General features: G+C 70.7%; 15 protein-coding genes. 9 read left to right on the forward strand and 6 right to left on the reverse strand.

What is annotated here, in order from left to right; genetic code table 11:
- Positions 1-44 precede the first annotated feature (44 nt).
- The 4 genes from JK359_RS40080 (at position 45) to JK359_RS04185 (ending at position 2,779) form a co-directional block, all read left to right on the forward strand.
- Entirely contained in the window at positions 45-977 is a 933-nt protein-coding gene (locus tag JK359_RS40080; protein ID WP_307787952.1) for a helix-turn-helix transcriptional regulator, read from the forward strand.
- Positions 978-1,355: 378 nt separating this feature from the next.
- Positions 1,356-1,625, forward strand: a complete 270-nt coding sequence (locus JK359_RS04175; RefSeq protein ID WP_201831746.1) for a type II toxin-antitoxin system Phd/YefM family antitoxin — start codon at positions 1,356-1,358, stop codon at positions 1,623-1,625.
- On the forward strand, positions 1,618-1,881 hold the full coding sequence (locus tag JK359_RS04180; protein ID WP_201831747.1) for a type II toxin-antitoxin system RelE family toxin: 264 nt from the start codon (positions 1,618-1,620) through the stop codon (positions 1,879-1,881). The genes JK359_RS04175 and JK359_RS04180 overlap by 8 nt, the downstream gene beginning before the upstream one ends.
- Before the next feature lie 316 nt (positions 1,882-2,197).
- A complete protein-coding gene (locus tag JK359_RS04185; RefSeq protein ID WP_201831748.1) occupies positions 2,198-2,779 on the forward strand; it encodes a Uma2 family endonuclease in 582 nt (193 codons plus the stop codon).
- A gap of 109 nt (positions 2,780-2,888) precedes the next feature.
- On the opposite strand, the gene ychF is transcribed toward JK359_RS04185, so the two are convergent.
- On the reverse strand, positions 2,889-3,977 hold the full coding sequence (ychF, locus tag JK359_RS04190) for a redox-regulated ATPase YchF (protein WP_201831749.1): 1,089 nt from the start codon (positions 3,975-3,977) through the stop codon (positions 2,889-2,891).
- Positions 3,978-4,162: 185 nt separating this feature from the next.
- On the opposite strand from ychF, the gene JK359_RS04195 reads away from it, so the two are divergent.
- Entirely contained in the window at positions 4,163-4,780 is a 618-nt protein-coding gene (locus tag JK359_RS04195) for a DUF6542 domain-containing protein (RefSeq protein WP_201831750.1), read from the forward strand.
- Positions 4,781-4,811: 31 nt separating this feature from the next.
- Here the strand turns inward: JK359_RS04195 and ppgK are convergent, their stop codons facing one another.
- Together ppgK and JK359_RS04205 are read right to left on the reverse strand one after the other, a co-directional pair.
- Complete coding sequence (gene ppgK / locus JK359_RS04200; RefSeq protein WP_201831751.1) at positions 4,812-5,558, reverse strand: polyphosphate--glucose phosphotransferase; 747 nt, start codon at positions 5,556-5,558, stop codon at positions 4,812-4,814.
- 29 nt (positions 5,559-5,587) lie between these two features.
- Entirely contained in the window at positions 5,588-6,604 is a 1,017-nt protein-coding gene (locus JK359_RS04205; RefSeq protein WP_201831752.1) for a 4-hydroxy-3-methylbut-2-enyl diphosphate reductase, read from the reverse strand.
- 368 nt (positions 6,605-6,972) lie between these two features.
- On the opposite strand from JK359_RS04205, the gene xseA reads away from it, so the two are divergent.
- The 3 genes from xseA to JK359_RS04220 all read left to right on the forward strand — a co-directional run bounded on the left by xseA (position 6,973) and on the right by JK359_RS04220 (position 9,145).
- A complete protein-coding gene (gene xseA / locus JK359_RS04210; protein ID WP_201831753.1) occupies positions 6,973-8,181 on the forward strand; it encodes an exodeoxyribonuclease VII large subunit in 1,209 nt (402 codons plus the stop codon).
- Complete coding sequence (locus JK359_RS04215) at positions 8,178-8,411, forward strand: exodeoxyribonuclease VII small subunit (protein ID WP_201831755.1); 234 nt, start codon at positions 8,178-8,180, stop codon at positions 8,409-8,411. Before xseA ends, JK359_RS04215 begins: the two co-directional genes overlap by 4 nt.
- A gap of 143 nt (positions 8,412-8,554) precedes the next feature.
- Entirely contained in the window at positions 8,555-9,145 is a 591-nt protein-coding gene (locus JK359_RS04220) for a malonic semialdehyde reductase (protein ID WP_201831757.1), read from the forward strand.
- A 240-nt stretch (positions 9,146-9,385) separates the two neighbouring features.
- Here the strand turns inward: JK359_RS04220 and JK359_RS04225 are convergent, their stop codons facing one another.
- The gene (locus tag JK359_RS04225) at positions 9,386-9,913 is read right to left on the reverse strand and encodes a DUF4245 domain-containing protein (protein WP_201831759.1); all 528 of its coding nucleotides are present in this window, start codon (positions 9,911-9,913) and stop codon (positions 9,386-9,388) included.
- 128 nt (positions 9,914-10,041) lie between these two features.
- Between JK359_RS04225 and glpX the strand changes: the two genes are divergently transcribed.
- Complete coding sequence (glpX, locus tag JK359_RS04230; protein WP_201831761.1) at positions 10,042-11,076, forward strand: class II fructose-bisphosphatase; 1,035 nt, start codon at positions 10,042-10,044, stop codon at positions 11,074-11,076.
- 323 nt (positions 11,077-11,399) lie between these two features.
- Here glpX and JK359_RS04235 read toward each other — a convergent pair whose 3' ends face one another.
- Both JK359_RS04235 and JK359_RS04240 read right to left on the reverse strand, forming a co-directional pair.
- Entirely contained in the window at positions 11,400-11,777 is a 378-nt protein-coding gene (locus tag JK359_RS04235; RefSeq protein ID WP_201831762.1) for a WhiB family transcriptional regulator, read from the reverse strand.
- A 212-nt stretch (positions 11,778-11,989) separates the two neighbouring features.
- Complete coding sequence (locus tag JK359_RS04240) at positions 11,990-12,709, reverse strand: DUF1707 SHOCT-like domain-containing protein (RefSeq protein ID WP_201831764.1); 720 nt, start codon at positions 12,707-12,709, stop codon at positions 11,990-11,992.
- Positions 12,710-12,819: the final 110 nt, after the last annotated feature.

Below are 12,819 nucleotides of genomic sequence, written 5' to 3' on the forward strand. Positions count from 1 at the left end.
GGCCGTCGAGCCGGTGCCGACGCCCTGTTACAGGTGATGTGTTCGTGGACATCGATGCGACAGAAGCGGGTCCGGGGCATCCGTGGGACGAGAGCCGTACGGGCTCACGGCCCGGGAAGGACGAGATCGTCCGGTCCCTCCTCAAGGTGAGTTCCCTGATCCAGGACACCGCGGCCCTGCACCGGGGCGGGGAGGTCAAGCGGTCCTGGACGACACCGGTGGCACCGGACGAGACGTCGGTCGTGGAGGCCGTCGCACAACTCGTCCGCCGGGCGCGGCAGTCGGTGGACATCTGCTTCGCCGAGCACACCCCCCGTTCCCGCCGGTTCATCGAGGCCCTACGGGCGCGGAAGGCAACGGTACGGGTGCGGATCACCCACTCCGGGCCCGGGCGGGCCGGCACTCGGGAGTTCTGGGAGCGCGTCGCGGGCAGTGACCACATCGAGGTCAGAACCGCCCGCGTACCGCTGATCGACTGCGTCGTCGTGGACTGCCGGAGCGCGCTGCTGATCGCCGACTCGCCCCTCGGGCCCCAGGTGTCCCTCACCCGCGCCGGCGGCGTGGTCGGGGCGCTGCACGCGTTGTTCCTCGCCGTGTGGCGCGGCGCGACACCGGTGCGGGCCCGGATCGACTGGGGCGGTCGCGCCCGCGCCGAGCTGGCGGAGCGGGTCCTGCGCTGTCTGCACTCGGGGATGACGGATGCGCAGGCCGCAGATGAGCTGTCGGTGTCCACGCGCACGTATCAGTGCTACGTGGCCGAGGTCATGGCGGCACTGGGCGCGACGTCCCGCTTCCAGGCGGGCCTGCGCGCGGCCGAACTCGGCCTGCTCCCCACCGCGACACCACCGACGGCACCGCTCGAGACCCCATCGACGGCACCACCGGCGGCACCGCTCGAGACCCCACCGACGGCACCACCGGCGACACCGCTCGAGACCCCACCGACGGCACCGCCCGCGGCCCCGCCTGAGGACTAGCCGCTGCCGGCGCACTGGCCCACCCGGGGACCAGCCTCTCCTGGCAGGCCGGCACGCTGCCAGGAACGACTGGCAGCTTCCTGCGAGGAGCCTGGGCTCGCCGGGCCGGGCCGCACAGAATGAGCACGGGATTGCGATCCGCCGGTCACCTGACTGACCGATCCCTCGCGGAGCGTTCCTCCCGGGCCGGCCGCGGCACACCCCCCGCCCGGCCGACCGGAAGCGAGTCGAGGGCCCAGCCCACCCCACACCGGGCCCTCGACCTCGCACCCGGCACAAATATGTCGCCGTGCAGGTTCATCCAGCACACGCGTCCGTGGCGAGCGAAGCCTGTCCGGCGCGTGGTGTACACATGGCACACTCGGTACCCTTGAGCGCATGACGCAGCCACTGCCCGTAGAGTCCATCCGACATGTCCGCGCCCACCTGGCGGAGGTCGTGGAGCGCGCCGATCGCGATGACGTACCCACAGTGATCACGCGTCGCGGCAAGCAAGTCGCCGCCGTGGTGTCGATCGAGGTGCTGCGCAAGTACCAGGAGTGGGAAGAGCGCGAGATCAACCGGATCATCGACGAGCGCATGGCCAACCCGGCACCTGGTATCCCGATCGAGGACATCATGAGGGAGACGCTGGCGCGCGGTGAGTGAGTACCGAACCGTCTTCCGACCCGAGGCGCGGGCGGAGCTTCGCAAGATCCCTCGCGACATGGCCCTGCGCATGCTGGCCAAACTGACCGGGCTGGAGAGCGACCCCCTCGGCTTCAACACCACCGCGCTCGTGTCACAGCCAGAACGCCGTCGGCTGCGAGTCGGCGACTACCGGGTCGTCTACACGATCGACAACGGAGCGCTGGTGGTCTGGGGGGTTCACGTGGGGCACCGGTCCACCGTTTACGAGACCTGATTGCCGCTGACTGCGCGTCAGAACATCCAGCACCCATCCCGCACGGTGCCGGCGAAGGGGTCGGACTCGACAGAGTCCGACCCCTTCTGACCTGCATGTTTGCCAGGTCAGCGACCTGGTGTCACTTCATCCGCTCAGACGTTGAACCGGAACGTCCACCACAACGCTCTCACCTGCGAAAACGGGCTTCTGAGAGATCCAAGTCAGCACAGAATCAGCACCGGCGGCAGGTCCGGGGTTTTCAGGACAGCCAGGAAGGCGGTCGCCCCTTGACGATCTCGTGGCCCGGACCTCGCCGAGTCGCTACGGTTTAGCCATGACCGCACTGCCCGACTGGATGCGCCCGCCGCGCGAGGAAGGCTGGCTCGCGGAGGACCTGGACCGCCTCCCCGAGGCGCCACGCCACACCGAGCTGATCGACGGAGCCCTCGTCTTCATGATGTCGCCCCAGCGGTCCTGGCATGGCCGCGTTGTCACCTCCCTGACCACCACACTCATGGCCACCGCGCCCGCCGGTTTCGAGGTCGAACGGGAGATGACGATCCGCCTCGACGAGCGAAACCGGCCGGAGCCGGATCTGCTCGTGACGACCGCGCCCTACGACCCGGACCGCACGTGGTACGCGCCGGAAGAGGTCCGGCTCGTCATCGAGGTCGTCTCACCGGAATCCGCCCACCGTGACCGCACGGTGAAGCTACACAAGTACGCAGAAGCCAAGATCTCGCACTATTGGTGCATCGAAGAAGAAGATGGCGCTCCTGTCGTGCACGTCTACGAACTCGACGAACCGACCGGCGTCTACGCGCCCGCGGGTATCTTCCGGGGCGCCCTCGAACGTCCTGTGCCCTTCGAGATCAACGTGGACCTCGACAAGCTCACCCCATCGCGGGGCAACTGAAAGTCAGCACCAAGTCAGCGCAGGAACGCGGAAGGGGCCTGGCTCACCAGAGCCCGGCCCCTTCGACCTGCGCGCCTGACGAATCATCTGGCGCTCGGTACAGCAGCGATCACACGTTGAACCGGAACTCCACCACGTCGCCGTCCTGCATGACGTAGTCCTTGCCCTCCATGCGGGCCTTGCCCTTGGCGCGGGCCTCGGTGACCGAGCCGGTCTCGACCAGGTCCGCGAAGGAGATGACCTCGGCCTTGATGAAGCCCTTCTGGAAGTCGGTGTGGATGACACCGGCGGCCTCGGGGGCGGTGGCGCCCTTCTTGATCGTCCAGGCGCGGGACTCCTTGGGGCCGGCCGTCAGGTAGGTCTGCAGGCCGAGGGTGTCGAAGCCGACGCGGGCGAGGGTGGCGAGACCGGGCTCTTCCTGGCCGACGGACTGGAGCAGCTCCAGCGCCTCGTCCTCGTCCAGCTCGGCGAGGTCGGCCTCCAGCTTGGCGTTGAGGAAGATCGCCTCGGCGGGGGCGACCAGGGCGCGCTGCTCGTTCTTGAATTCCTCGTCGGTCAGCTCGTCCTCGTCGACGTTGAAGACGTAGAGGAACGGCTTGGTGGTGAGCAGGTGCAGGTCGTGCAGCAGCTCGTTGCGCTCGGTGCCCTGGACGATGCCGTGCGCGAAGAGCGTGTCGCCCTTCTCCAGGATCTCCTTGGCCTCCTCGACCGCCTTGACCTTCGGCGCGATGTCCTTCTTGATCCGGGACTCCTTCTGGAGGCGCGGCAGGACCTTCTCGATGGTCTGGAGGTCGGCGAGGATCAGCTCGGTGTTGATCGTCTCGATGTCGTCCTTCGGCGAGACCTTGCCGTCGACGTGGACGACGTTCTCGTCCTTGAAGGCGCGGATGACCTGGCAGATCGCGTCGGACTCGCGGATGTTCGCGAGGAACTTGTTGCCGAGGCCCTCGCCCTCGGAGGCACCGCGCACGATGCCGGCGATGTCGACGAAGTCGACCGTGGCCGGGAGGATGCGCTGCGACTCGAAGATCGAGGCGAGCTTGGCGAGACGGGCGTCGGGCACGCCGACCACGCCGACGTTCGGCTCGATCGTGGCGAACGGGTAGTTGGCCGCCAGCACGTCGTTCTTGGTCAGGGCGTTGAACAGGGTCGACTTGCCGACGTTGGGCAGGCCGACGATTCCGATCGTGAGCGACACGTTGCGACTTCCCGTAGATGAGTGGGCCAGGGGGCTGCCAGGGGCCAGAGACCGACACTGGCCGATCCACCAGTTTACGGCGTCCCGCGCCATCGGCTCACGGAAGCGTCGAACGCCCGGCCGAGCCTTCCGCATCGGCGTGTCTGAGGGCTGATTGGGCACATAAACAGACCTAAGTTGGTCCGATGGAGCAACACAGATCGCGACCCCCGAACGACGGACCGCGACGCGGCACACCGCCCGCACCGCTGCCGCCACAGGCCCGGCGCCGGCCGGGCGGGGAGGGCAGGGCCGCACCGGGAGCGGCCCGTCCGGCGCGTGCGGCCCGGACCGCGCGGCCCGCGCGTGCGGGCGGACGCCCTGCCGGGGCGGGCGGGCGGCCCGCGCGTGCGGGCGGACGCCCTGCCGGGGCGGGCGGGCGGCTGCCGAACCCGCGGCTCACCGGGCTCGGCGGCGGGCTGTTCTGCATCCTGGCGATGTGCCTGCTCGGCTACCTCGACCAGCTGCTCTTCGGGGCTTCCCTGACGGCGTACGGGGTGCTGTTCCTGCCGGTGTGCGTGCTGACGGCGCTGTGGGTGCGCGCCGGGGACGTGCTGACCGCGCCCGTGGTGGTGCCGATCGCCTTCGCCGCCGGCCTGCTGCCCGTGGCCGGCGGCAGCGCGGGCCTCGCCGGCCGCCTGATGGGACTCTTCACCGGGCTGGCCACCCAGGCGGGCTGGCTGTACGGGGGCACGCTCGCCGCGGGGGTGATCGTGCTCGTGCGCCGGGTGCAGTGGGTACGGCAGCAGCGGCGCCGCGACTGAGCGGGCGGGACCGGAACTGGCGGCCGGGGGCTCAGGCCTTCTCGGCCGCTCTCATCGCCGCTCCCACGATCCCCGCGTTGTTCTGGAGCTGCGCGGGGACGATCTCGGCCCTGATGCCCTCGATGAAGTGCAGGAACTTGTCCGCCTTGCGGCTGACGCCGCCGCCGACGATGAACAGCTCCGGCGAGAACAGCATCTCCACGTGCGCCAGGTACTTCTGCACGCGGTGGGCCCACTGCTGCCAGCTCAGCTCGTGGTCGTCCTTGGCCTTGCTGGAGGCGCGCTTCTCCGCGTCGTGGCCGTTCAGCTCCAGGTGGCCCAGTTCCGTGTTCGGCACCAGGACGCCGTCGGCGAAGACGGCACTGCCGATGCCGGTGCCGAAGGTGAGCAGGATGACCGTGCCCTTGCGGCCCCGGCCGGCGCCGAACCGCATCTCGGCGACGCCCGCCGCGTCCGCGTCGTTGACCACGGTCACCGGGAGGCCGCCGAGTCTGTCGCTGAACAACGCGCGCGCGTCGGTGTCGATCCAGCCCGGGTCCACGTTCGCCGCCGTACGCACCATGGCCCCGCCCGTGACCACCCCGGGGAAGGTCAGCCCGACCGGGCCGGTCCACCCGAAGTGGTCGATCACCTGCTTGACCCCGTCGGCCACGCCGTCAGGGACCGCCGGGTGCGGGGTGAGCACTTTGCAGCGCTCCTGGGCCAGGTCGCCCCGGTCCAGGTCCACAGGGGCGCCCTTGATCCCGGATCCGCCGATGTCCACGCCGAAGATCTGCATGGCTCCACGTTACGACGGGCGACTGACGGTCACGCCTCGGACGTACCGGTCCCGCCGCGCGCGGCCACCAGGGCAGCGGCTTCCTCGCGCAGGTCACGGCGCAGTTCCTTGGGCAGCGAGAAGGTGATGGACTCCTCGGCGGCCTTGACCAGCTCCACGTCCGCGTAGCCGCGCTCGGCGAGCCACTCCAGGACCTGCTCGACGAGCACCTCGGGCACGGAGGCACCGGAGGTGACGCCGACCGTGCCGACGCCCTCCAGCCAGGCCTCGTCGATCTCGTCGGCGAAGTCCACCAGGTAGGCCTCGCGGGCCCCGGCCAGCTTGGCGACCTCGACGAGCCGCTTGGAGTTGGAGGAGTTGCGCGAACCGACGACGATGACCAGCTCGGCCTCGGCGCCCATCTGCTTCACGGCGAGCTGACGGTTCTGCGTGGCGTAGCAGATGTCGTCGCTGGGCGGGGAGACGAGCCCCGGGAACTTGGTCTTCAGGGCGTCGACGGTCTCCATGGTCTCGTCGACGGAGAGGGTGGTCTGGGAGAGCCAGACGACCTTCGAGGGGTCGCGTACCTCGACCTTGGCGACGTCCTCCGGGCCGTCGACCAGCTGGATGTGGTCGGGGGCCTCGCCGGAGGTGCCGATGACCTCCTCGTGGCCCTCGTGGCCGATCAGGAGGATGTCGTAGTCCTCGCCCGCGTACCGGACGGCTTCCTTGTGCACCTTGGTGACCAGCGGGCAGGTGGCGTCGATGGTGGCGAGGCGGCCCTGCCTGGCCTCCTCGTGGACGACGGGGGCGACGCCGTGCGCCGAGAACATGACGATGTTGCCCGGCGGCACCTCCTCCGTGCGCTCGACGAAGACTGCGCCCTTCTTCTCCAGGGTCTGCACGACGTACTTGTTGTGGACGATCTCGTGCCGGACGTAGATCGGGGCCCCGTACTGTTCGAGGGCCTTCTCGACGGCGATCACGGCGCGGTCCACACCGGCGCAGTAGCCCCGGGGGGCGGCGAGCAGGACACGGCGGCCAGGCGAAGCTGTCATGCGTCCCATCGTAAGGGTGCGCCCGCCGCCACGAGATCGCCTGCCGGCCGGTCCACGGGAAGCCCGCGGATCGCTCCGCGGGACGGGCGCCGGCAGAACTTCACAGCCGGCCCCGCCGCACCCCCCAGGGGCGCGGGGACCTGCGCGCTCAGCCACAACGCACCCACACCCGCTCCCGCTCCCGCTCCCACCCGCGCCCGCACCCGCTCCCACCCGCACCCGCACCCGCACCCGCACCCGGCATCGTGCCGTCGCTCCACGGCGCGCACCCGCCGTCGCTCCGCGCCGCGCACCCGGCCGTCGCCCCGCAACGCGCAGCCGGCCGTCGCCCCGCAACGCGCAGCCGGACTGTCGGTCCCGGCCGTTAGGCTCGCCGCATGGCTGTCAACACGACCCCCGAGGCCCCGCTCCCCGTCGGTGAGGTGTCCCGGATGATCGGGGGCTGGATCGACCGGCTCGGGGCGGTGTGGGTCGAGGGGCAGATCACCCAGCTGTCGCGCCGCCCCGGCGCCGGCGTCGTGTTCCTGACCCTGCGCGACCCCTCGTACGACATCTCCGTCAGCGTGACCTGCTACCGCCAGGTCTTCGACGCGGTCGCGGACGTCGTCGGCGAGGGCGCCCGGGTCGTCGTCCTGGCGAAACCCGAGTGGTACGCCCCCCGCGGCCAGCTGTCCCTGCGCGCCGCCGAGATACGGCCCGTCGGCGTCGGTGAGCTGCTGGCCCGGCTCGAGCAGCTGAAGAAGTCGCTCGCGGCCGAGGGGCTGTTCGCGCCGGAGCGCAAGAAGCCGCTGCCGTTCCTGCCGCAGCTGATCGGGCTGGTGTGCGGCCGGGCCTCCGCGGCGGAGCGGGACGTGCTGGAGAACGCCCGGCACCGCTGGCCCGCGGTCCGCTTCGAGGTGCGCAACGTCGCCGTGCAGGGCGTGCACGCCGTCCCGCAGGTCGTGCAGGCCGTCAAGGAACTCGACGCGGTCGACGGCGTGGACGTCATCATCGTCGCGCGCGGCGGCGGCAGCGTCGAGGACCTGCTGCCCTTCTCCGACGAGCAGCTGGTGCGGGCGGTGGCCGAGTGCCGTACGCCCGTGGTGTCCGCGATCGGGCACGAGCCGGACAACCCGCTGCTGGATCACGTCGCGGACCTGCGTGCCTCCACACCGACGGACGCGGCCAAGAAGGTCGTACCGGACGTGGGCGAGGAGCTGGAGCGGGTGCGGATGCTGCGGGACCGGGCGCGGCGCTGCATGAACGCGTTCCTGGAGCGGGAGGAGCGCGGGCTGGCGCACGCGCTGGCGCGGCCCTCGATGGAGGATCCGCACCGCATGATCGACGAGCGCGCGGACCAGGTGTCCTCGCTGCTCGACCGCAGCCGCCGCACGCTGGGGCACCTGCTGGACCGCGCGGACTCGGAGCTGACACACACGCACGCGCGCGTGGTGGCCCTCTCCCCCGCGGCAACGCTCCGGCGCGGTTACGCGGTGCTGCAAAGGGCCGACGGGCACGTGGTGCGCGGTCCGGACGAGGTGACGGCGGGTGAGGCGCTGCGCGCCCGGGTCGCCGGCGGTGAATTCACGGTGAAGGTGGGCGAATGACGAGCAAGGTGGACGAGGCGCTCTCGTACGAGCAGGCGCGGGACGAGCTGATCGAGGTCGTACGGCGGCTGGAGGCGGGCGGTACGACGCTGGAGGAGTCCCTGGCGCTGTGGGAGCGCGGCGAGGAGCTGGCCGAGGTGTGCCGGCACTGGCTGGAGGGGGCGCGGGCCCGGCTGGACGCGGCGCTGGCCGAGGAGGAGGCCGAGGACGAGAAGCGGTCGGGCGCATAGGACCGGCCGCGGCTGTGAGGCGCGTCACCGCACCCCGACATTTGTTGAAGCTTGAACTTCACCTGTCGTAGGGTCGGTGTCGTCAGCCGATCCGGACCATGGTCCGGTACGTCGGAACAAGGCACCCCCAAGGAAGTACACGCATGTCTCTCGTTCTTGACCCCGCCGCCCAGGACCTGCTGTTCCGCGAGGCCCGCACCGCGAACACCTTCAGCGACGAGCCGGTGACCGACGAGCAGGTCCAGGCGATCTACGAGCTGGTCAAGTACGGCCCCACCGCCTTCAACCAGTCGCCGCTGCGCATCACCCTGGTCCGCTCCCCCGAGGCCCGCGAGCGCCTGGTCCAGCACATGGCCGAGGGCAACCAGCCCAAGACCGCCGCCGCCCCGCTCGTCGCCATCCTCTCCGCGGACAACGAGTTCCACGAGGAGCTTCCCACCCTCTTCCCGCACTTCCCGCAGGCCAAGGACGTGTTCTTCAGCGAGCGTCCGGCCCGCGAGGGTGCCGCCGCGCTGAACGCCGCGCTCCAGGCCGCGTACTTCATCATCGGCGTCCGCGCCGCCGGCCTCGCCGCCGGCCCGATGACCGGCCTCGACTTCGAGGGCGTCCGCAAGGAGTTCCTGGACGACGACCACACCCCCCTGATGGTCGTCAACATCGGCAAGCCGGGCGCGGACGCCTGGTTCCCGCGCTCGCCGCGTCTGGCCTACGAGGACGTCGTCACCACCGTCTGACGGTCCGGGCAGCCCGCACGTCCGGGCAGTCCGCACCCACGAAGAGGCCCCCGGCGCCGCCGGGGGCCTCTTCGTACGCGGTCGCCTCTTCGTAGACGGTCGCCTCTTCGTAGACGGTCGCCTCCTCATGACCGTCGCCTCTTCGTGACCGTCGCCGTCACGCACGGCGGACGGTCGTGTCCTCAGCGCGCGATCACCTCAGCTCCGGCGCCACCGCCGGCGCCATCAGCGCGCGAGCGATCACTTCAGCGTCAGTGCCGCAGCCATCGTCTTCAGCTCCTCGAAGGAGCCGGTGCCCGCCACCACCGTGGTCGAGCCGGGGGTGTCCTGCAGGACGAGGGCGTCGTACCGGCCGCCGGTGTAGCGGGTCCAGGTGCGGCCGTCGATCCGCTCGGTCCGCTGCGTGGCCTTCCCGCCCTGGCTGGCCTGGTCGATGAACTCGGACGGCTTCTGCGTCGACTGCTCGATCTGCACGTACTGGTCGTCCGGGGTCTGGAAGCCGAGGTGCCAGCGGTCGGAGCTCTCGCCCTGGAAGCGCACGGAGGTGGCCTTCCAGGTGCTCGGCAGACCCTCGGGCGCGGCCACCGGGTAGCTCGCCGCCCGCCGGGCCGTGACCAGCTCGACCCCGTAGTCGACCCGCTTGAGGTCGGGTGCGTGATCGTCGTGCGGGACGGAGAGGAAATAGACGACCGCCGCCGCGATGCCGATCAGGGCCAGGGAGATGATCATGTCCCGGGCCGTCTGCTGCTTGCCTTTCGAACCTGCCACGCCCCCTATCGTCGCAGGTGCCCCGGGCGCTCATCCGTGGGGTCCCCTGCTCATTCTGCCTGCTCGGCGATAGAGTCAGGATTCATTACCCTCATCCGGCCGTCGTCGTATCAGAAAGGTGCGCTCCGATGACCGAAAATCATCATCTCCCGTCCGAGCTCGATGTTCCCTCCGAGGCTCCCGACCGCAACCTCGCCCTGGAACTCGTCCGGGTGACCGAAGCCGCCGCGATGGCAGCGGGCCGCTGGGTGGGGCGCGGTGACAAGAACGGCGCCGACGGTGCCGCGGTGCGCGCCATGCGGACCCTCGTCTCCACCGTGTCGATGAACGGCGTGGTCGTCATCGGCGAGGGCGAGAAGGACGAGGCCCCGATGCTCTTCAACGGGGAGCAGGTGGGCGACGGCACCGGTCCCGAGGTGGACATCGCCGTCGACCCGATCGACGGCACCACGCTGACGGCCAAGGGCATGCCGAACGCGATCGCCGTCCTCGCCGCCGCCGAGCGGGGCGCCATGTTCGACCCGTCCGCCGTGTTCTACATGGACAAGCTGGTCACGGGTCCGGAGGCGGCGGACTTCGTCGACATCAACGCACCCGTCGAGGTGAACATCCGGCGCATCGCCAAGGCCAAGCGGTCCTCGCCGGAGGACGTCACCGTCGTCATCCTGGACCGGCCGCGGCACGAGGGCCTGATCCGGGAGGTCCGGGAGGCCGGGGCGCGCATCAAGCTGATCTCCGACGGTGACGTCGCCGGCTCGGTCTACGCGCTGCGCGAGGGCACCGGCGTCGACCTGCTGCTCGGCGTCGGCGGCACCCCCGAGGGCATCATCTCGGCCTGCGCCGTGAAGTGCCTGGGCGGCACCATCCAGGGCAAGCTGTGGCCCAAGGACGACGAGGAGCGGCAGCGGGCGATCGACGCCGGGCACGATCTGGACCGCGTGCTCACCACGGACGACCTGGTGTCCGGCGAGAACGTGTTCTTCGTCGCCACCGGTATCACCGACGGTGAGCTGCTGCGGGGCGTTCGGTACCGGTCGGAGACGGCGCTGACCGAGTCGATCGTGATGCGGTCGAAGTCGGGGACCGTGCGCAGGATCGACTCCGAGCACCGGCTGCGGAAGCTGCGGGCCTACAGCGCGATCGACTTCGACCGGGCCAAGTAGTTCCGGGTCCAGGGGCGCCCACCGGGTCGGTCTGATCGAGGGCGCCCACTGAGTCGCTCTGATCGAGGGCGCCCACCGGGAGGGGGCTGCGCGTCCGTCGGCGTGTGCGAGTGCGCCGTGGCTGGTCGCGCAGTTCCCCGCGCCCCTTGGGTGTTGCAGCCACGGCGGCGCGAAGGCACCGCCCCTTGGGCGTCGCAGCCACGGCGGCACGAAGGCACCGCCCCTTGGGTGTTGCAGCCACGGCGGCGCGAAGGCACCGCCCTTGCGCGGTCACGACGGCGTGCAGAAGCGCCCCCTGTGCGGAGGGGGCGCTTTTGCTGGGGTCAGCCCGCTATGCGGTCCGCCGCTGCTGCGCGGGTCGCCTTCTTCAGTTCGAGTTCGCGCCTGCGCCGCCGTGCCAGGACCACGCGGCGTTCGGCTGCTGTGAGGCCGCCCCAGACACCGTAGGGCTCGGGCTGGAGGAGGGCGTGTTCGCGACACTCGACCATGACCGGGCAGCGGGCGCAGACGCGCTTGGCCGCCTCCTCGCGGGACAGCCGGGCGGCAGTCGGCTCCTTCGACGGGGCGAAGAACAGCCCGGCCTCGTCGCGCCGGCACACCGCCTCGGTGTGCCAGGGTGCGTCTTGCTCCCTGTCTCGCGCTGGCACCCGCTGGGCTGGAACGGCAGCTACCTGCAGGGACGAATGCGGCGGTTGCAGCACGGGTCTACTCCTGACGACGGCTTCGCGAGCGAGAGACGATGCAGCAAGGCCTACCCGCTGTGCGCGCGCCTATGCACAGAGTTCCCAACCGCAGGCGCGTGGCGGCTCGTTCACGCCCCCGCAGGGTCGCCATCGGCGGAGCGGGCCCTTCCGGTCGCCCGCGGATTCGCGACCGTCAATGCCCCAGGTGTTTGCGCAGCTTCCGGTCGACGTCAATGCCCCAGGTGTTTGCGCAGCTTCCGGTCGACCTTGTCATGGGCGCGGTCCAGCTTGTCCTGCACCCGCTCCAGGATGTCCGCGACCGTCTTGCCCCGCCGGGGCCGCGCCTCCACGTTGCCCAGGACGGCCCAGCCGTCGACGTAGACCACCGGGGCGTCGGGGTCGACCGAGTCCAGCGGGCTCACCTCGAAGTTGCCGAGCACCCCGCCCCCGGTGCCGCGCAGCGAGACGTTCTCCGGCACCCGGATCTGGACGTCGCCGAAGACGGAGACCGCCTTGATCACCACCTGCTGGTACTCGAAGATCGCCTCGCTGAGGTCGATCTCGACGCTGCCGAAGACGGCGTACGCGTGCAGCCGGCGCCCCGCGCGCCAGCGGCCCCGGCGCATGGCACTGCTGAACACCGCCACCACGCTGGCGTCGGCCTCCGCCGGGATCGCTCCGGGACTGGGACGCGGCGGCACGGGCACGTAGCCCGGAGCGGCCGGACCGCGGTGGGCGGCGGGCAGGTCGCGGATGAAGACCTCCAGTTCCCCCACCGTCTTGGCGTGCAGCACACCTTCCACGCGCTCGGCGTGCTCGTCGGCGGTCAGCCGGCCCTCGGCCAGGGCCTCCCGCAGTATGTCGGCGACCCGGTCACGGTCGGCGTCGGAGGCACGCAGCTCGGCTGCCGCGGGGGGTGCTGTGGGTGCGGTCTGCTTGTGAAGGTCCACGGCAGCAGCGTACCCAAACACGATAGATCGCGACACCCCCGACTGAGCCTTACCTCACAAGCCCGCGGCCGACGGCAGGTTCTACGCTGGTGAGGCCCGCCAGCGTCGGC

Origin of the sequence: Streptomyces actinomycinicus (assembly GCF_016741775.1) — a bacterium.
In the GTDB taxonomy this organism is placed as follows: Bacteria; Actinomycetota; Actinomycetes; order Streptomycetales; family Streptomycetaceae; genus Streptomyces; species Streptomyces actinomycinicus.